This window comes from Nocardia sp. NBC_00565 (genome assembly GCF_036345915.1).
GTDB lineage: Bacteria > Actinomycetota > Actinomycetes > Mycobacteriales > Mycobacteriaceae > Nocardia.
The window spans coordinates 6,913,912-6,932,595 of the sequence record NZ_CP107785.1 but is presented as its reverse complement, the minus strand read 5'-3'; the positions used below and the strand labels follow the sequence as shown (position 1 = coordinate 6,932,595).

Sequence of the window (18,684 nt, the reverse complement as noted above, 5' to 3'; positions counted from 1 at the left end):
CGATCCCGAAGGGGGACGACCGTGCCCGACTTGCCGTTCGACTCGCTCTACCGGCATGGGTTCGCGCGGGTGGCGGTCGCGGTGCCTCGGGTGCGGGTCGCCGATCCCGCGTACAACGTCGAGCAGACGCTGGAGCTGGCCCGGCAGGCGGCCGCGGACGGCGTGCTGTTGACCGTCTTCCCGGAACTCGGACTGTCCAGCTACACCGCCGACGATCTGTTCCATCAGGACGCGCTGACCGACGCGGTGGACGCGGCGCTGGCGCGAGTCGTCGCGGCGAGCGCGCAGATCGATACGGTGCTGGTGGTCGGCGCGCCGGTGCGCGCACAGGGCCGCTTGTTCAACTGCGCGATCGCGGTGTGCCGCGGCACCGTGCTCGGCGCGGCGCCGAAGAGCTACCTGCCGAACTATCGCGAGTTCTACGAGAAGCGTCAGTTCGCGGCGGCCAGGGAGACCCTCGACGACCACATCACGATCGCGGGCCAGCGGGTGCCGTTCGGTGCCGATCTGCTGTTCACCGCGACCAATGTCGACGGCTTCGTCTTCCATCTGGAGATCTGCGAGGACGGCTGGGTTCCGTTGCCGCCCAGTGGATATGCCGCACTGGCCGGGGCGACGGTGCTGGTCAATCTGTCGGCGAGCAATATCGTCATCGGCAAGGCCGACTACCGGCGCGCGCTGTGCACCTCGCATTCCGCGCGCTATCTGGCCGCCTATCTGTATTCGGCTGCGGGGCATGGTGAATCGACCACCGATATGGCCTGGGACGGACAGGCACTGGTGTGCGAGAACGGCGACCTGCTCGCCGAGGGCGAGCGATTCTCCGATCATCCCCAACTGGTCACCGCCGATCTGGACCTGCGGCGGCTGGCCGCGGATCGCATCCGCACCACCAGCTTCGCCGATAACGTGCACGATCATCGCGAACGATTGATCCGGCTGCGGCGCATCGAGGTGGAGTTGCCCGTTCCGGCGGGCACGGTCGCGCTGCGACGCGAAATCCAGCGCTTCCCTTATGTTCCCAGCGATCCGGCGGCCCGCAACGAACGCTGCGCCGAAGTGCATCACATCCAGGTCGAGGGCCTGAGCACCCGATTGCGCGCGACCGGCAGCCAGCGCGTGGTCATCGGCGTCTCCGGCGGACTGGACTCCACTCAGGCACTGATCGTGGCGGCCAAGACCATGGACCGACTCGGGCTGCCGCGCACGCATGTGCTGGCCTACACCATGCCCGGCTTCGCGACCAGCACCCGGACCCGCACCGACGCACACGCTTTGATGGACGCGCTCGGCGTCACCGCCGCCGAGATCGATATCCGCCCGTCCGCCACCCAGATGCTGCGCGATCTGAATCACCCTGCCGCGGACGGTGTTCCGCAGTACGACATCACCTACGAGAACGTGCAGGCGGGCGAGCGCACCTCGCATCTGTTCCGCTTGGCGAACCAGCACCACGCGCTGGTCGTCGGCACCGGCGATCTCAGCGAACTCGCCCTCGGCTGGTGCACTTTCGGCGTCGGCGACCATATGGCGCACTACAGCGTGAACGCCTCGGTCCCCAAGACACTGATCAAGTACCTGATCGCCTGGGCCGCTGACACCGATCAGTTCGGACCCGAAGCGGGCGCGGTACTGTCCTCGATCCTGCAGACCGAGATCTCACCGGAGTTGGTGCCCAGCAGCGACTCCAGTGCACCCGGCCAGAGCTCCGAGGCCACCGTCGGCCCCTACGAACTGCAGGACTTCCACCTCTACTACACGCTGCGCTTCGGCTACCGCCCGAGCCGCGTCGCCTATTTGGCCAGGCACGCCTGGTCGCAGCGCGAACGCGGCAGTTGGCCGGACCTCATCCCGGCCGACCAGCGCAACGCCTACGACCTGCCGACCATCAAACACTGGCTCGCCGAATTCCTACGCCGCTTCGTCCAGACCAGTCAGTTCAAACGCTCCACCCTGCCCAATGCCCCGAAAGTCGGCTCGGGCGGCTCGCTTTCGCCGCGCGGCGACTGGCGCGCGCCCAGCGACGCGTCGGCCGCGGCCTGGTTGGACGAGCTCGCCCGCAACGTGCCCGGCGACTGACCGCTGCGTGGAAGGGGCTGGGCAGGCGTCATTTCGACGCGGGACTCAGGTCGTGCATTGCGCGGTCGGTGGGCTTCTTGTTCTTGTCGACCGGTGTGGCCACCGTGGTCGTATCGATGTCGGCAGTCTCGACGGCGGCGGCGTCGCTACCGGTATTTTCGATCGTCGGTGGGGTAGTCGACGCCTGGATTTCGGCATGGACCGCCGGCGTGGTCGATGACACGGGCTCGGGATCGACGGCCGAGGCGGTGTCCGCCGGTGGTTCGTGCTCGGTAACCGGCGTGACGGTGGCCGACTCGAGTTCCGCGGACTCGGCGGCCGCGGCCAGCCGTAGCCGTTCGGCGAGTTCGTTGAAGATGTAGAAGTTCGGGATCTGGCCGACCGGGGTGAGCGATACCCAGTTGCCGTCGACCTTCATGCGGGCCAAACCGCTTCGGGCGTCGATCAATTGGATCTGTTCCCAGGCGAAGGCCCTGCTGCGGAAATAGAGTGCGGTCAGGTCGAGCGCGATCTCGCCGAAATGGACGGTCCCGGTGTCGTCGATGGTGGCGGCGGCGCGGGGGAGTTGGGCCAGGGTGACGGCCGACTGGATCGCCCGGCCCCATTCGCGCGCGTCGCCGAACAGGGAGTCGTCGAATGCGGCGTCGGCGCCATCGGGGCCGGTCATCCGCAGTGAGTACTCGGTGGGGGCGGAATTCTGGAACGGGATCACCTGCTGGCGCACTTCGGCACTGTCCCAGCGGAATCCGGCGACCTGCTCGCCGGAGCGGTACACCGTCATGCCGGAGTCGAACAGGTCCAGGCGCGCCGCGCGATGCCGACGATTGTGCCGCCCGCGCAAGAACGCCAGCGACGCGGGGATCAGGGCGATGAGACCGATGGCGAGCGCGCCAGGATATGCCCCGACCGTCACACAGATAACACCGACGGCGGCGAATCCGCCCGCGACGATCCCGCAGCCGCGCACGAAAGTATCGCTCGCAGGCGCCGGTAGAAAGGTCTGTCGGTGCGTGCCGAGCTTCTGATATTCGGCCATCAGGTGGATAAGCTGCGACAGCGGAACCTTTTGTGGCTCGCCGGTTCCGACATCGCCATGGCTCGGAGTGGTCAATTGTCCCTCCATGAGGCGGTTTTCCTCCGCGGCGAAGCGTATGCCACCGGACCGAAGGTCGCCACCCCAGTCCGCTCGCAGACGTCGGTCGACCGAGCGTACGCCACCGAATCGGCGCAGTTGTGTAGCACGCGGGTGTTTCGCCCAGTTCGGCGTTTCGGCGATCCAGGTCGATAAGCCGGTGCCGGCGAGGGCAATGGCGTCGAGCTGAGTAGCAGCCAGAGAATTCGGCACCAGCATTGACCGGCCGGCCGAAGTGCGGGACGAAAACTTTGTCGTAGCGGCAGTCACGCCGAAGGCCGGTCCGCAGGGCGAACCGGCCGCTGGACGAATCAGATTCCGTCGACCGCCACCACGGCGAACGGCGTGGTAGGGGTGCCCGGCCCCATCGGCCCGCCCTTGTCGAACTGGGACGAGACGACCAGCGTCCGATTATTGCTGCGGATCAATGTGGTGGGGATGCGCAGGGATTCGTCGGTGATGGACTGCTCCAGTTCGACGGTCGCGCCATCATCGGTGACCTTCCAGCGCGTAATGGTGTTGCTGGTGTTCTGGGCCGCCCACAGCGTATTGCCGTGCAGTTCCAGTCCGTCACCGTGCGTCAAGCCGGCGCCGCGCATGGTGACCTTGCGGATGGGGTCCGGCGAATTCGGCGCGGTGGCAACGCGATACAGCTCGCCCGCGTTCATATCGACGATCAGCAGATAGCGACCGGAGTCGTCGGAAACGATGCCGTTCAACGTGAACGCCTCCGGCGCGTGCGGGCTGATGACGCTGCTCAGGTCGAATTGTGTTGTCAGATCGGCCCGTCCGCCGCTGGCCGCGGCAGCGGTGACCTGGTCCGGTGTGATCCGGTACACCACCGGTCGCAGGCTGTCGGTGACGTACGCGGTGCCCTCGGGTGTGATGGCCAGATCATTCACCAGCCTCGGCCCCGTGCCGGTGACATCGAAGCGGGCGATCAGTGCGCGGCTGCCGGTGTCGTACACCGCGACTCCGGCCGTCGAGTCGATCACCCACAGTCGTCCTGCCGCATCGACTTTCAGTCCGTTGGCGGTCTTGCGGCCGTCGGCTCCCTCGGGCAGGAAGGGCTCGGCCCGCGTCGCGCCGGGGGTGGCTCGATAGATGGCGCCGGTGGCATAGGAGCCGACGTAGGTGTCGCCGGTGCGGGGATCGGCGGCGATGCCCTCCGGGTAGACGCGCTCGCCGGGCAGTTCGTAGGCGGTGCTGATTCGTGCGGTCGGCTGGCCGGCCGTGCTGGCCTGCGTCGATGTTCCGCAGGCCGCGACGGCGGTCAGGGCAACGGCGGTGGCGATGGTCGGGATGGTGCGGAACATGCTCATGGCTCCTGCGAGTCGAACCGTGTGATGTATTCACATCTTAGAACGGGCACGAATCTATATTAGAACTCGAATCATCGTCAAGGGACTAACAAGAAGGTGGGCAGATACCATGCGGACATGACGTCCATGCACTCCTCCGAGCGCCTCGGCTCCTATATCAAGCGCGCCGAACAGGCCCTCAACTCGGCGAAGAGCGCGGCGCTCAAATCGGCGGGCCTCACCGTCCCCCAGTACGGTGCCCTGCTGTTCCTCACCGAAAATCCGGGAATCAACGCCGCCGCGCTGGCCCGCCTGTGCGGGGTGACCCCGCCGACCATGAATACGATCCTGACCAATCTCCAGGATCGCGGCCTCATCGAGCGCACCCCGCACGCCTGGCACAAGAATGTGCTGGAGACCCGTCTCACCGAGCCGGGCGAGGCACTCATGCGGGCGGCGGACGCCCACGCCGTGCGCGTCGAACGCGCATTGGCCGCCGAATTCACCGACGCCGAGCGCGACGCGGTGCGCGGTCTCCTCACGCGCTGCGCTGATCTGCTCGACTCGGTCCGCCCCGAGCCCGCCCCGAAGAAGTAGATCCCGGCTTGCGGCAAAACTCCGATCGGCGGTGTGCGCCAATTCTGATTTCTGGACGCCGATAATCCGGAACAGCGGGCGGAGCTGGCGCTGTCGATCGCGCACACCGGAAATGTGTTGCGCGGCGGCGAGATCGTGCTGCGCGGCACGGTCGAGGAGCTGCTCGGCGATCCGCGCGTCCGCGACGCCTACCTGGGAAAGGTGACCGCATGACCAACCGGCGACGCCTCGGCCTGTTCACCCGCCTGGTGCGCCACGACGACGGCCAGAGGTCGACACGCTGTCCGGCGGCAGACTCGAATTGGGTTTCGGCAGTGGCGGTTCCAAGAGTTCGTTCGACCTCTTCGGTATCGCGGGGGTGTTCAAACGCCCCAAAAGTCGTGGCTTTACCGCCATGTCGGGAGCTGGTGCACTTGGAGTGAGGACAAGCCTCGAAACGTCACTCAGGGGTGGGGACAATGGACGGATTCATCGTGATCTTGGTCGGGGTGGTGCTGCTGTTCGGCACGATCGCGCTGATCGGTGCCGCGAGCAGCGGCGGTCGGAACCGGAATCAGAACCGGCGCAGAAGCCGATGGGGCGCGGGCGGCGGTGGTGACAGTGGTGGCTGGGGTGGTGGGTCCAGCTGCGGTGGCGGTTCCAGTTGTGGTGGCGGTTCGAGCTGCGGCGGCGGTTCGAGTTGCGGTGGGGGCGGTGGTGGTTGCGGCGGCGGCAGCAGCTGATCCGTCGGGTCAGTGCCGCTTCGGCGGTAGCAGACTCTGAAATGCTGTGTCCACCAATTCCCTTCGCTGGGCCTCGGTGGTCGGCAGCGCGTCGGGGGAGACTCGGGTCAGGTGGTTGAAGCCGTGGTAAATACTCACGGCGACAACCGCTTTGGTCCGAGCCTGCCCGGCGGGTACATCCAATTCGCGCAGTAATTCCGCGATATATTCGATACGCCGGTCTGCGATCCGGCGCAGCGCGGCGGCGACCGGTGCCAGATCTGCGGACGCCAATAGGGCCAATTCGACTCGCCCCCTTGCCGCGTAGTCGATGACGTGCGCGAACAGCCGGTGCAATCGCTCGGCCGGATCGGGCTCCACACCGATCTGCGCGATGACGTCCTCGGTGCTGCGCTGTTCCCAGCGCGCCAAGGCCGCGTCGATAAGGGCGGCACGGTCCTTGAAATGCCAGTAGAAACTGCCCTTCGTAGTGCCGAGCCGCTTGGCGATGGGTTCGACGGCGACGGCCGCCAGACCGCCTTCGCTCAGTGCTTCCAGCGCGGCCTGTGCCCAGTCGTCGGCGTTGAGTCGCGGTTTCGCCGTCGCGCGGTCGGTTGCCATTCCCATACGCTATCGTACGGTCATCCATACGTAGCCGTATGTACTCGAAAAGGCAGTGCGTGGCGGGAAATTCGGACAGCTCCGGCAAACGCGTCGGCGGAACCGACTCAAAAGTCGCCGATAAAAACTCTAAAAAAGTCCTTCAAAACACTTCCCATCCGCCGAAGCTCTCGGTATCGTCCGTTGCGGCAAATAGTCAGTGACAACGGTGTCGCGGCGACTAGATCGGAAAGCGGCAGCCCGGCGGTGCAATAGCAACCGGGCAGCCAACTTTCGGCTAACGCGCTGTGCGCCGAAGGTTTGAGACGAACGGCCCGATCCATGACGAGGGGATCGGGCCCTTCGGTATTGTCTGCCCCAATGTCACAGGATGCGAATACGGGACGAATGTATGCCGGGCAACCCGTAGAGGACCGGCAACGTCAGCGGCGTGCGCGTTTTCTGGAATCGGGCCTCACGGTCTTTGCGCGGGACGGCTACGCCAATAGTTCGGTCGGCGCGATCTGTAAGGACGCCGGACTCTCCTCACGACAGTTCTATGAGGAGTTCACTGGCCGCGAATCCCTCCTACTCGAGCTCTACGAGCAGATCGATAAGGAATCGCGCGAAGCGGTGACCGCCGCCCTCGATAAGAAGACCGACGCGACCGCGCTAGAGATCATCGACGCGTCCGTGCGCGCCTACGTCGAGTCCATCGGCGCCGATCCGCGCAAGGCGCGCGTGGCGCTGGTCGAGGTCGTCGGCGCCGGGCCGAAGGTGGAGAAGTTCCGGCTAGAGTTGCGCCGAGTCTGGGGATCGCTACTCGCCAGCGCCGCGGAGGATGCGGCCATGCACGGCGAAATCCCCACGGGCGACTACGAAATGCGGGTGCTCGCCATCATCGGCGCGGTCAACTACGTGGTGGACTCCTGGAGCGGATCCGATCCGCGTCCCCCGCTGGACGACGTGATCCGGGTGCTCAGCCGGGTGATCATGGGCGCGGTCGGCGCGTAGGACCGCGTCGTCCGACGATCGGTGATCATCGGCACGGTACCGTGCGCATGTGGAGACAGTTCCGATCCAGATGCCGGACGGCAGCACCGTGCCGGTGCGACTGTTCCCGGCGACCGGGACGCACCGGCATCCGGTGACGCCGGACGCGCCGCGTCCGGTGCTGGTGCTGGTGCCCGGCTTGGGTGTTCCGGCCGGGTACTACGAACTGTTCGCCAGCGCGTTGGCCGCCCGTGGCTTCGACGCGGCCATCGGCGAGCTGCGCGGCGCCGGTGACAGCCGACCGCGGCCGAGTGCTGCCAGCACCTACGGCTACCACGAGCTGGCATCGGTCGACTTCCCGGCGATCTTCTCGGCGGTGCGCGACCGGTTCCCGGACAGCACCCCGTATCTGCTAGGCCACAGTATGGGCGGCCAGCTCGCCGTGCTGTACGCCTCGCGCATCCGGGGCCGGCTCGGCGGGCTGATCCTGATCGCCTCCGGCACCCCGTATCACCGTGGCTTCCGCGGGATTTCGGGCCCCGGCATGCTGGTCGGCACCGCGGCCATGTCGATGACGGCGAACCTGGCCGGTTTCTGGCCGGGTGACCGGATCTCGGTCGGCGGCTTCGGACGCCAGTCGAAGGTACTGATCTCCGACTGGGCCCGGCTGGCGCGCACGGGCCGCTTCGTGCCGTTCGGCGCGGATATCGACTATGAGGAGCGGATCGGCAGGCTGAAGCTTCCGGTGCTGTCCATCACCATGACCGGGGACGACCTCACGCCCAGTAGTTCCGCCGCGCATCTGCTGGCGAAGATGCCCACAGCCGATGTGACTACGTGGGTGCAGCCGGAACCGTTGGGGCACAACGGGTGGATTCGAAAGTACGGCAGCACCGTCGACCAGATCGAGAAGTGGCTGCGCGACCGTTAGCCTGAATGCGTGTCCAATGAACAGCGGCAGGCCATGAATCAGGAAGTCGTCGCGGAGTTCCGCGCCAACAACGGCGAGGTCGGCGGGCAGTTCGCCCGGATCCCGTTGCTCCTGCTGACGACAACGGGTGCTCGCACCGGTGCAACGCTCACCTTGCCGCTGGCATTTCAGCGCGATGGCGACCGGGTGGTGGTGTTCGCCGCCAATGGCGGGCGGCCGAATCGTCCTGGCTGGTACCACAATCTCCTCGCGCATCCCGAAGCCGTCGTAGAGATCGGCACCGAATCGTGGCCTGCGGTCGCATCGATTGCCGAAGGTGCCGAGCGGCAGGGGCTTTGGGAACGGCAGTTGGTGGTCTCGCCGTTCCTGGCGGACTTCCAGGCCAAGGTTTCCTGGGAGGTCCCGGTTGTCGTGCTCACCCCGGCTGATTCCTAAGTACGGTCGGGGGTTTCGCCCAGATGCTTGCCGAACCCGTCGAGCATCGCGGTGAGGCCGATCTCGAAGTGGTCGCTGTCCCCGGCGGCATCGGCGGCCGCGGCCAGCGTGTTGTAGGTCGCCGAATCGGGCGCGGGTTTGCGGCTGCGCTGCGCCGCGACGGCGGCCATCGTATGACTCAGGATGTGCCCTACCACGTATTCGCGCAGGCAGCGCGCGAACTGCAGGGCGACCGCGGGCGGAAAGCCGACGCCCTGTAGGCGTTCCAGCATCCAGTTGCCGGTCTCGATCGCCGCGGCGCTACGGACCGGCCGAGTGGCGAAGATCGGCACGGCATTCGGATGCCGTCGCAGGGTGGAGCGCAGCCGATGCGCGTACGCGCCCATCAACTCCGGCCAATCCTCCTGCCATGGCAAGGTTTCCATCTCCAGTTCATCGAACATCGCGGCGGCGATGCCATCGAACAGGTCCTGTTGATCGGTGAAGTGCCGGTAGGCCGCCATCGGGTCGGCGCCCAATGCCGCACCCAACTTCCGCATGGTGAACCCGTCGAGTCCCGCCGTATCGATGACAGTCAACGCCACCGCGGCGATGTAGTCGCGATTCAATGCGGTCCGCGTCGGCGGCTTCGGTGCTGACTTACTCATGCGCCCATCTCGTCGAACAGTTCCGCCAGGCGGGTGCCGAAGTCCTCCGGCTGGAGCTGGTAGGACACGTGCCCACCCGGGAATTCCACACAGTCCATGCCGAGCTCGCCGGCCAGTGTGTGCGTGGCGACGTAGTACGGCTTGCCGACGCTATCGCGGCCGGTGGCGAGCCGCCACGGCACTTCGACTTCGCGCAGCGCGGCCAGGTCCGGCTGGTAATCGAAGCAGAAACTGGGCAGCTCTCGCCGCAGCAGTAGGTTGGCATTGTGCAGTTGGCGGGTCATCGTCGACGGCTGTGCTCCGGTGATCCGCCGCAGCGCGGCGCCGATCGCCAGCGAGACGCGACTGCCACCGGCCAGCAGAGACTGTCCGAGGCTCGACCGGAACACCCACGGCACATTCGGCATGGTCAAGACGCCGAACGCCGCGAACGCGCGCAGCGGACTCTTCGCGACGGCGAGTGTGCCGATATCGGCGATCGCCTGTCGCGCCGGACTTTCCACCGGCAGCAGCTGGACGAGAGGTGGTTCGTGCAGGACCGCGTCGATGAGCCGATCGGCGTGCGCGGCAAGCAGTTCCAGCGTGCTGATCGCCGCCCCGCTGCTGGCGAAGACGTGCGCGCGCTCGATGCCGTAGGCGTCGAGGACGGCGACGACATCGGCAGCTTGCGTTGCGATATCGATCGCGGCGTTCGGATCGGTGAATGGACTGCGGGAGTTGCCGCGCCGGTCGTAGGTGATGACACGGTAGCGCGCGGCCAGCAGCGGCACGACGGCCTCGTACATTCCGGCGTCACCGCCGCCGCCGGAGATGAGGACCAGGTCCGGACCGGTTCCGGTGGACTCGGTGTGCAGTCGTGCGCCGGGTGTCTCGACGATCCGTACTGCGGTTGCCTGTGTCATGGAGGCCTCCCTTATCTACAACGTAGGCTGAGTCTACAACGTAGACTGACCCACCCGACAAGTCGGCCCGGTGCACGCTGAGGCGCACACCGGGCCGGGGGGAACTGCTTACGCGGGCCGCTCCATCAGCATCTGGGTGAAGAACTCGTAGATGAGGCCGGCCTGGAACGCCGACTGCTTGTTGTCGGCCGCGCCGCCGTGCCCGCCCTCGATGTTCTCGTGGTACCAGACCGTGTGGCCCTGCTCCTCCAGCCGCGCGGCCATCTTGCGGGCGTGGCCGGGGTGTACTCGGTCGTCGCGCGTGGAGGTGGTGAGCAGGATCGGTGGGTATGTCGCGTCGGCCCGAGTGTTCTGGTACGGCGAGTACTTGCTGATGTACTCCCATTCCTCCGGCTTATCCGGGTCGCCGTACTCCGCGATCCACGACGCACCGGCCAGCAGCAGGTGATAGCGCTGCATATCGAGCAGCGGGACCTGGCAGACGATCGCGCCGAACAGTTCCGGGTACCGAGTCAGCATCACGCCCATGAGCAGGCCGCCGTTGCTGCCGCCCACCGCGCCGAGCTGTTCGGGCGTGGTGATGCCGCGGGCCACCAGATCCTTGGCGATCGAGGAGAAGTCCTCGTACACCTTGTGCCGGTTGGCCTTCTGCACCGAGGTGTGCCACTGCGGGCCGTATTCGCCGCCGCCGCGGATATTGGTCATCACCCAGGTGCCGCCGCGTTCCAGCCAGCCCATACCGGAGGCGCCGCTGTAGGCGGGCGTGCGGGACACCTCGAAGCCGCCGTAGCCGGACATCACCGTCGGGCCCGGGGTGCCCTTGCGGTCGCGGTGACGGATCACGAAGTACGGCACCATGGTTCCGTCATCGGAGGTGGCGAAGAATTGCTCGGTTTCGATGCCGTTGGCTTCGAAGAAGCCCGGTTCTTGCTTGAGCTGTTCGGTATGCCCGCCGACCGCACTGGCGAGCAGGGTGGCCGGATTGGTGAATCCGCTTGTGGTCAGCATGAATTCGTCGCCGCCCTCGAGCGGGTCCAGATTCATTACGCTGGTGGTGGCCATCGGCGGGGTGTCGGCGAGTGGTTCCCGGTGCCAGCCGTCCGCGCCGGGTGTGAGGACGTAGAGCTTGGTCTGCACGTCCTCCAGGGTGATCAACAGCAGATGGTTCTCGGTCCAGCCGTAGCCGTGCAGCGAGGTGTGCGCGTCGGGGGTGAAGATCACCTCGAATTCCCGTGCGCCGGAAAGGAATTTCTCGAAGTCGATGGCCAGCAGCGCACCGGCGGGGTAGGTGGTGTCGCCGATCTCCCACGGCGACTTCAGTCGCACCAGGAACCAATCCTTGTACCAGGATTCGCTGGCATCGGTCGGCACCTCGAGATGTCGCCGACTGCCATCGTCTTCGAGCAGGTACACCTCTTCGTTGAAGAAGTCGGTGGCACGGCCGACGAAATGCCGTTCGTAGCCCGGTGTCCGGTCGTAGCCGGCCGAGACCGCGACATCGCCCGGCTCGCCCTCGAATACCGTCAGCGCCTCGGTGAGCGGGGTCGCGCGCCGCCAGCGCTTGGCGATGCGCGGGTATCCGGAATCGGTGAGCGCGCCCGGTCCGAAATCGGTGCCGACGTAGACCTCATCGATATTGATCCAGCGGATCTCGGATTTCGCTTCGGGCAGGAAGTAACCGCCGTCCGCCGGATCGATGAATTCCCGTGTCTCGATGTCGAATTCGCGCACCACCTTGGCATCCGCACCGCCGCGGGACAGACTGATGAGCGCGCGCGACTGCTCCGGGCGTAACACGGCCGCGCCGCCCCACACCCAGTTCTCGTCCTCGGCGGTGCCGAGCGCGTCCAGGTCGATCAGCACATCCCAGTCCGGGGACTCCTTGGCGTATTCGGCGAAGGTGGTGCGCCGCCACAGTCCGCGCGGATGTTCGGCATCGCGCCAGAAGTTGTAGAGCCAGCGGCCGCGCCGGCCCGGGTAGGCGATCTTGGTGTCGGTATCGAGCATGTTCAGGATGCGGCGCTCGAGCTCGGTGAACCGATCGGAGCTGGCGAACCGCTCCACGACTACGTCGTTATGCGCGCGGGCGAAGTCGAGGGCCCGCTCGTCGGTTACTTCTTCGAGCCACAAATAGGGATCGGTCACACCATGCTCAACGCCGTTCATCCCCACATTGTTGCCGAGGCACGCCGAGGTGGGTGTCGCGGTTACCAGAAGTACGCGAGTTCGTTGTGGGATGCCCGACATCGGCACCCAGATACGGTGCCGGATGCGGGTGTCTCAGTAGGATTGCTGATCCGAGACCGATGCGAGCGGGAGTTGGCCGGTTTGCCACAGTTTGTCTGGGAGCAGCATTGCTGCCTGCCGCTGCTGCATTCGGCGCGGATCGCGGATCTGGCGCGCTATCCGCTCGGGTCGTATTTGTCGGTCAACGTCGGATATTCGCGGCAATCCACCGAGGATTCGCTGGCCCTGCTGCACAAGTTCCGTCGGGATGCGCTGGGCGATGGTCGGTTCCGGTTGGTCGAGCGTCTTTCCGATATCGGTGCGCCCGACACCATCGCGCTGGCCTTCGACCTGGAGGATTCGGGGCCGCTCGGCGGTGACCTGGACAACGTGCAGATGTTCTACGACCTGGGCGTTCGGTCGATGCTGCCGACCTACAACCACGCCAATGCGGCCGGTTGCGGCTGCTTGGACACCGAGGACACCGGGCTGACCGCCTATGGTCGCGACCTGGTGCGCAGGCAGAACGAGGTCGGCATGTTCGTCGACGGTTCGCATTGTTCGCGCCGCACCGGGCTGGAGCTGGCCGAATGCACCGAGGTGCCGATGATCTACAGCCATTCCAATTTCGTGGCGCTATGTGATCACCCGCGCAATATCACCGATGCACAGGCACTGGCCTGTGCGGCGACCGGCGGGGTTGTCGGCATCAATGGGGTGGGAATCTTCCTGGGACAGAACACGATCGATGGACGCGCCGAGCGGGTGGCGGCGATGGCGGCGCATATCGAGTACGGTGCCGAACTCCTCGGCATCGAACACATCGGCATCGGGTCCGACTACTCCTTCGACGCCGAGGATTTCAACGATATGCTCACACAGGATCCGGGGGCGTTCTCCGAGGTATACACGAAATGGGGTCCGCTGCAATGGGTTCCGCCCGAGGATCTACTCGGGTTGAGCGAAATACCCGGCCTCGATGAGGTTCTCGCCGATCGTGGATTCAGTGCAGCCGACCGTGCCGCGGTTCTGGGTGGCAATTTCGCCCGCGTCGCCGGGCAGGTGTGGCGTGACTGACCAGGATCTGCCCGTCCGTGAGATCCGGCAGGTCCCGCTCGACCAGTGCGAATAGCGGCCCTCGGCCAGTAGGTTTTCGCCTGTTCGTAGCGGACGAGGTCGAATTCGTGCCGCCAGGTGGTGCCGTGTTCGGCGAGCTGGCGCTGAAGGGTGCGCGGGCTGACCGCGAGCCTGCGCGCGACCGTCGCCAGTGCTGGATCACCATCGGCGATGGCGGCGGACGAGTTCCGTCGGAGAATTTCGCGGCTGGTAGGGCGGGTCCGCCGCCGGAGCCGTTATATCGGGAGCCGGAGGGATCGGTGTGTGGGCGGTCCGGCGGTCTGATGGTTCGGGTCGCGGGATCGGTGGGCGGTCTGATGGTCCGGGTCGGTGGATTGGTGAGTGGTCCAACGGTCCAGGCTGCTGGGGCGGCGAGAACCGGTAGTGCGACGCGGTCGGTCGATAGGTACTGACCAGTAGCGCTTTGCGTTCATTTTGTTCTCCGCCGGGACCGGCCGAGAAGATGCGGGGGGATCGGGGGCGGCGCGGGTCGGGGTGATCTGGGCCGAGGCGGGAATCGGCAGGCCGGGGGCAGCAGACCGTTGACCAGGGCACCATCCACAACGTGTGGTGCGCCACTCGTTCTTGCGGGGGACCGGTGGGTGAAGTTCGCGCGACGGAGTTAGGCTCGACAGCGTGACTTCCCATTACGACGTTGTCGTTCTCGGTGCCGGTCCTGGCGGTTATGTCGCCGCCATCCGCGCGGCACAACTTGGCCTCCGTACCGCGATCGTCGAGCAGAAGTATTGGGGCGGTGTCTGCCTCAACGTGGGCTGCATCCCCTCCAAGGCACTGCTGCGTAACGCGGAACTGGCGCACATCTTCACGAAGGAAGCCAAGACCTTCGGCATCTCCGGCGAGGTGAACTTCGACTTCGGTGTCGCGTTCGACCGCAGCCGCAAGGTCGCCGACGGCCGGGTCAAGGGCGTCCACTTCCTGATGAAGAAGAACAAGATCGACGAGTTCGACGGTAAGGGCACCTTCACCGACGCGAACACCCTCTCGGTCGCGCTGTCCAGCGGCGGCACCGAGACCATCACCTTCAGCAATGTGATCATCGCGACGGGCACCGTCACCAAGCTGCTCCCGGGCACCTCGCTCAGCGCGAACGTGGTGACCTACGAGGAGCAGATCCTCACCCGCGACCTGCCCGGCTCGATTCTCATCGTCGGTGCCGGCGCGATCGGCATGGAGTTCGGCTACGTCCTGAAGAACTACGGCGTCGACGTGCGCATCGTGGAGTTCCTGGATCGCGCGCTACCGAACGAAGACGTGGACGTCTCCAAGGAGATCACCAAGCAGTACAAGAAGCTCGGCGTCACCATCACCACCGGTGCGGCCGTGCAGTCCATCGACGATGACGGCGCCAAGGTCACCGTGTCGATCAAGGACAACAAGACCGGCAGTCTGGAGACGGTCACCGTCGACAAGGTGCTGCAGGCCGTCGGCTTCGCGCCCCGGGTCGAGGGCTACGGCCTGGAGAACACCGGTGTCGCGCTAGAGCGCGGCGCCATCGTCATCGACGACAACATGCGCACCAATGTGGCGCACATCTACGCCATCGGTGACGTGACCGCGAAGCTGCAACTCGCCCACGTCGCGGAGGCCCAGGGCGTCGTCGCGGCGGAGACCATCGCCGGTGCGCCGACGGTGACCCTCGGCGACTACCGGATGATGCCGCGCGCCACCTTCTGCCAGCCGCAGGTCGCCAGCTTCGGCCTCACCGAACAGCAGGCCCGCGACGAGGGCTACGACGTGAAGGTCGCCACCTTCCCGTTCACCGCCAACGGCAAGGCGCACGGCCTCGGTGATCCGACCGGTTTCGTCAAGCTGGTCGCCGATGCCAAGTACGGCGAACTGCTCGGCGGCCACCTCATCGGCCCCGACGTCTCCGAACTGCTGCCCGAGCTGACGCTGGCCCAGAAGTGGGACCTGACCGTCAACGAGCTGACCCGCAACGTCCACACCCACCCGACGTTGAGCGAAGCGCTGCAGGAAGCGTTCCACGGCCTGGCCGGGCACATGATCAACTTCTGATCATTCGACGAGACGGTGGCGTCGGGTCCGGAAGGGCCGGGCGCCACCGTTTTTCGTTGCGGGTGGTCTGGTATACACGGTTCGATGTTGCGTAAGTCGTTGATCGGTGGTGCGCTGTTCATTGCCGTCGTGGTACTGCTCGGGGTCGGCACCTACTACCTGATGAATTCGCGGACCTACCAGCTCGCGGGACGCATCGTGCACCGGGTCGAGACGGACGACAAGGTGGTCGCGCTGACCATCGATGACGGGCCCTCGGCCAAGTATCCCGAAGTGCTGAAAGTCCTTGCGGATGCGCAGATTCCGGCGACGTTCTATCTGATCGGGGAGGATCTGGCCGCGCAGCCGGCGGCCGGGCGCGCGATCGCGCAGGCCGGGCACGAACTCGGCAACCACAGCTATACGCACCGGCGGATGGTGTTCGTCTCCGCCGACACCGTCCGGGACGAGCTGGAACGCACGGATGCCGAGATCGCGAAAACCGGTTACCAGGGGCCGATCACCTTCCGTCCGCCCTTCGGCAAGAAGCTGTGGGCGTTGCCGAAGTATCTGTCCGACCATGATCGGACCACAGTGACCTGGGATGTCGAGCCCGATTCGGGCAAGGTGGCGAGCACCGACGAAATCGTCGCGGAAACGGTAGCGAAGGTGCGGCCGGGTTCCATTGTCCTGCTGCATGTCTGGAGCGATCAGGGCGCGGCTTCGCTGGCCGCGATACCGCGCGTTGTCAGCGAATTACGTTCCAGGGGATACAGTTTCGTCACGGTTTCGAATCTGATCGCTCGATAGGCCCGCGCGGCGGTGGCGGTGGCCGACTTCGAGTGCCGATGGCTGACGCGGCATTTCGTGGCGAACGGAGATGGTGGAATGGGCCTCAGCGCCCATCCGACTCCGCGAGAATTGCTCCCGCGGATTCAGCGCGAGAATGGGCACTGAAGGCGATTTCGATTCGTACCGGTCGCCGCTCGCGAGTGCGGTCAGAGCATTCCGTACGCGTGGGTCGGGGTGATGCGGACCAGCGCGCGGCGGTCCTTGACCATGGCTTCGCGGTATTCGGTCCAATCGGGGTGCTCACCGGAGGCGGTGCGGTAGTAGGCGACCAACTCGTCGACGGTGGCATCGTCGGGAGCAGCGGCCACGGGAGTCACCTCGACGGTCCCCTCGAGGACGGCGTACGCCCAGAAATCATCGCGGGTCACGTGGATCGCGGCCCACGGATCGCGGACGAGGTTGTGATATTTCGCCCGGTCGGCGGTGATGGAGATGCGAATGATTCCGTCCGCACCGATGACATGCAGCACATTGGACAGCTGCGGTCGCCCGTTGCGGCGAATCGTGGTCAGCACCGACCTGCGGTGGGTGCGAGCGAAGTCGAGCGCGGAGGAGAGTTCCATACCCGGGTCAACGATTCGCGGCCACGGGGCCTTCCCGAGTTGGCCGCCCCACCTCGCGGCCCATGCGATGGCCCGCCCGCTGAGCGCAGGCTGTCGCATAAGCAGTGACCTTCGCGCATCAGCCTCGGTTGTCTCGCGGACCGGCCGAGCATGCCGCGTGGCGTGCTGTGGTGGGCGCGCGACTTCGGTTGTCGCGCGGGCTTGCGGGGCAGTGGCAGGCGCGCAACCTTCGTTGTCTCGCGGATCAGTCGCGGTGGTACGCGGCTTGGGCCTCGTGGACTCGGGGCATATTCGCTTCCAGGACGACGATGAGGCTTTCCAGGCGTTCGGCGACCTGTGCGCCGAGATCGGTGAGGGTGTATTCGACGCGTGGGGGGATGGTCTGGTGTACCTCGCGATGCACCATGCCGTCGCGTTCCAGGGCCTGCAGGGTCTGCGAGAGCATGCGTTCGCTGACGCCGTCGACCCGGCGGCGGAGTGCGCTGAAGCGGCACGGTCCCGCGCGCAGCGCGACCAGGGCCAGGGTGCCCCAGCGGCTGGCCACATTCTGCAGCACCGGGCGTGAGGTGCAGTTTCGGGCGAATACATCGGCTTCCAGCGTCGGGTCGTCGGTCTCCGCCGACGGCGTGCGCTGAGTGGTCATACATCCGATAGTACCCAACTTGACCAAAGTGTCTGCGGAATGCATAGTGCTTACTAATCGTTAGTGCTATACAAACCGTACATACCTTTGGAGGTACTCATGACCGTCGCCGTAACCGGAGCCGGTGGACAGCTGGGCCGTCTCGTCGTTGAGGCGCTGTTGCGCGCGGGCACCACGCCGGTCGCGATTGTGCGCGATCCGCAGAAGGTCGCTGATCTGGCCGATCGGGGCGTCGAGGTCCGCCAGGCCTCCTATGACGACCCGGCCGCGCTCGATGCCGCCCTCGCGGGCGTGGACCGGGTACTGCTCGTGTCCGGCAATGAGTTCGGTGCGCGAGTCGCCCAGCACACCAATGTGATTCGCGCCGCCGAGCGTGCGGGCGTGCGGCTGCTCGCCTACACCAGCATTCCGCGCGCCACCGGGAACCCGCTGATCCTGGCGCAGGAGCACATCGGCACCGAGGCGGCGCTCGCGGATTCGACTGTCCCGCACACGATCCTGCGCAACGGCTGGTACTGGGAGAATTATCTCGGCGGACTCGGCCACGCGGTCGAGACCGGCGTGCTGCACGGTGCGGCGGGCGAGGGACGGGTCGCGGGCGCGGCGCGTGCCGACTATGCCGAGGCAGCCGCCAAGGTGCTGACCACCGATGGTCACGAGGGGCGCGTCTATGAACTCGGTGGAGACGAGCGCCTCACCTATGCCGAACTCGCGCAGGTGATTTCGCAGGCCGCCGGTAAGCCGGTGCGCTACGAGAACCTCGCTCAGGCCGACTACAGCGCGGCACTGGAACAGGCCGGACTCCCCGCCCAATACGCCGCGGTCCTGGCCGACGCCGATGCCGGAATCGCCAGCGGCATCCTCGATGTCGACTCCGGCGACCTCCAGAAGCTGATCGGCCGCCCTTCCACCCCCGCCGTCGAGGTCTTTACCGCCGCCCTCACCTGAGG

Annotated in this window: 19 protein-coding genes; 11 read left to right on the top strand and 8 right to left on the bottom strand. The window is 66.1% G+C overall.

The window, feature by feature from the left end; genetic code table 11:
• Window positions 1-21: 21 nt before the first annotated feature.
• Window positions 22-2,079, top strand: a complete 2,058-nt coding sequence (locus OG874_RS31865; protein ID WP_330250779.1) for an NAD(+) synthase — start codon at window positions 22-24, stop codon at window positions 2,077-2,079.
• Window positions 2,080-2,107: 28 nt separating this feature from the next.
• Here OG874_RS31865 and OG874_RS31860 read toward each other — a convergent pair whose 3' ends face one another.
• Both OG874_RS31860 and OG874_RS31855 read right to left on the bottom strand, forming a co-directional pair.
• Complete coding sequence (locus OG874_RS31860) at window positions 2,108-3,190, bottom strand: DUF6585 family protein (RefSeq protein ID WP_330250778.1); 1,083 nt, start codon at window positions 3,188-3,190, stop codon at window positions 2,108-2,110.
• 332 nt (window positions 3,191-3,522) lie between these two features.
• Entirely contained in the window at window positions 3,523-4,533 is a 1,011-nt protein-coding gene (locus OG874_RS31855) for an SMP-30/gluconolactonase/LRE family protein (protein ID WP_330250777.1), read from the bottom strand.
• A gap of 117 nt (window positions 4,534-4,650) precedes the next feature.
• Here OG874_RS31855 and OG874_RS31850 point away from each other — a divergent pair, with 117 nt between their 5' ends.
• From OG874_RS31850 to OG874_RS31845, 3 genes are all read left to right on the top strand, one after another.
• Window positions 4,651-5,109: a MarR family winged helix-turn-helix transcriptional regulator gene (locus OG874_RS31850; RefSeq protein WP_330250776.1), complete on the top strand. Its 459-nt coding sequence runs from the start codon at window positions 4,651-4,653 to the stop codon at window positions 5,107-5,109.
• A 114-nt stretch (window positions 5,110-5,223) separates the two neighbouring features.
• A complete protein-coding gene (locus OG874_RS44945) occupies window positions 5,224-5,322 on the top strand; it encodes a hypothetical protein (RefSeq protein ID WP_442943153.1) in 99 nt (32 codons plus the stop codon).
• 245 nt (window positions 5,323-5,567) lie between these two features.
• The gene (locus OG874_RS31845) at window positions 5,568-5,831 is read left to right on the top strand and encodes a hypothetical protein (protein WP_330250775.1); all 264 of its coding nucleotides are present in this window, start codon (window positions 5,568-5,570) and stop codon (window positions 5,829-5,831) included.
• Window positions 5,832-5,840: 9 nt separating this feature from the next.
• On the opposite strand, the gene OG874_RS31840 is transcribed toward OG874_RS31845, so the two are convergent.
• On the bottom strand, window positions 5,841-6,431 hold the full coding sequence (locus OG874_RS31840; RefSeq protein ID WP_330250774.1) for a TetR/AcrR family transcriptional regulator: 591 nt from the start codon (window positions 6,429-6,431) through the stop codon (window positions 5,841-5,843).
• Between the two features lie 360 nt (window positions 6,432-6,791).
• Here OG874_RS31840 and OG874_RS31835 point away from each other — a divergent pair, with 360 nt between their 5' ends.
• From OG874_RS31835 to OG874_RS31825, 3 genes are read left to right on the top strand one after another with little or no spacing between them, the layout of a single operon-like run.
• On the top strand, window positions 6,792-7,424 hold the full coding sequence (locus OG874_RS31835) for a TetR/AcrR family transcriptional regulator (protein ID WP_330250773.1): 633 nt from the start codon (window positions 6,792-6,794) through the stop codon (window positions 7,422-7,424).
• 49 nt (window positions 7,425-7,473) lie between these two features.
• Complete coding sequence (locus OG874_RS31830; RefSeq protein ID WP_330250772.1) at window positions 7,474-8,334, top strand: alpha/beta hydrolase family protein; 861 nt, start codon at window positions 7,474-7,476, stop codon at window positions 8,332-8,334.
• Window positions 8,335-8,343: 9 nt separating this feature from the next.
• A complete protein-coding gene (locus OG874_RS31825; RefSeq protein ID WP_330250771.1) occupies window positions 8,344-8,769 on the top strand; it encodes a nitroreductase/quinone reductase family protein in 426 nt (141 codons plus the stop codon).
• Here OG874_RS31825 and OG874_RS31820 read toward each other — a convergent pair.
• From OG874_RS31820 to OG874_RS31810, 3 genes are all read right to left on the bottom strand, one after another.
• Entirely contained in the window at window positions 8,766-9,416 is a 651-nt protein-coding gene (locus tag OG874_RS31820) for a TetR/AcrR family transcriptional regulator C-terminal domain-containing protein (protein ID WP_330250770.1), read from the bottom strand. The two genes, OG874_RS31825 and OG874_RS31820, sit on opposite strands and share 4 nt — an antisense overlap.
• Window positions 9,413-10,318 carry an alpha/beta fold hydrolase gene (locus OG874_RS31815; protein ID WP_330250769.1) on the bottom strand — a complete coding sequence of 302 codons (906 nt, stop codon included), beginning with the start codon at window positions 10,316-10,318 and terminating at the stop codon, window positions 9,413-9,415. The genes OG874_RS31820 and OG874_RS31815 overlap by 4 nt, the downstream gene beginning before the upstream one ends.
• Before the next feature lie 108 nt (window positions 10,319-10,426).
• Window positions 10,427-12,484 carry a prolyl oligopeptidase family serine peptidase gene (locus tag OG874_RS31810; RefSeq protein ID WP_330250768.1) on the bottom strand — a complete coding sequence of 686 codons (2,058 nt, stop codon included), beginning with the start codon at window positions 12,482-12,484 and terminating at the stop codon, window positions 10,427-10,429.
• A 162-nt stretch (window positions 12,485-12,646) separates the two neighbouring features.
• On the opposite strand from OG874_RS31810, the gene OG874_RS31805 reads away from it, so the two are divergent.
• The 3 genes from OG874_RS31805 to OG874_RS31795 all read left to right on the top strand — a co-directional run bounded on the left by OG874_RS31805 (window position 12,647) and on the right by OG874_RS31795 (window position 16,486).
• On the top strand, window positions 12,647-13,621 hold the full coding sequence (locus OG874_RS31805; protein ID WP_330250767.1) for a dipeptidase: 975 nt from the start codon (window positions 12,647-12,649) through the stop codon (window positions 13,619-13,621).
• Between the two features lie 675 nt (window positions 13,622-14,296).
• A complete protein-coding gene (gene lpdA / locus OG874_RS31800; protein ID WP_330250766.1) occupies window positions 14,297-15,697 on the top strand; it encodes a dihydrolipoyl dehydrogenase in 1,401 nt (466 codons plus the stop codon).
• An 84-nt stretch (window positions 15,698-15,781) separates the two neighbouring features.
• Window positions 15,782-16,486, top strand: a complete 705-nt coding sequence (locus tag OG874_RS31795; protein WP_330250765.1) for a polysaccharide deacetylase family protein — start codon at window positions 15,782-15,784, stop codon at window positions 16,484-16,486.
• Between the two features lie 188 nt (window positions 16,487-16,674).
• Here the strand turns inward: OG874_RS31795 and OG874_RS31790 are convergent, their stop codons facing one another.
• Complete coding sequence (locus tag OG874_RS31790; protein ID WP_330257506.1) at window positions 16,675-17,091, bottom strand: PPOX class F420-dependent oxidoreductase; 417 nt, start codon at window positions 17,089-17,091, stop codon at window positions 16,675-16,677.
• 244 nt (window positions 17,092-17,335) lie between these two features.
• Window positions 17,336-17,734 carry a winged helix-turn-helix transcriptional regulator gene (locus OG874_RS31785; RefSeq protein ID WP_330250764.1) on the bottom strand — a complete coding sequence of 133 codons (399 nt, stop codon included), beginning with the start codon at window positions 17,732-17,734 and terminating at the stop codon, window positions 17,336-17,338.
• Between the two features lie 99 nt (window positions 17,735-17,833).
• On the opposite strand from OG874_RS31785, the gene OG874_RS31780 reads away from it, so the two are divergent.
• Window positions 17,834-18,682: an SDR family oxidoreductase gene (locus OG874_RS31780; RefSeq protein ID WP_330250763.1), complete on the top strand. Its 849-nt coding sequence runs from the start codon at window positions 17,834-17,836 to the stop codon at window positions 18,680-18,682.
• Window positions 18,683-18,684 lie beyond the last annotated feature (2 nt).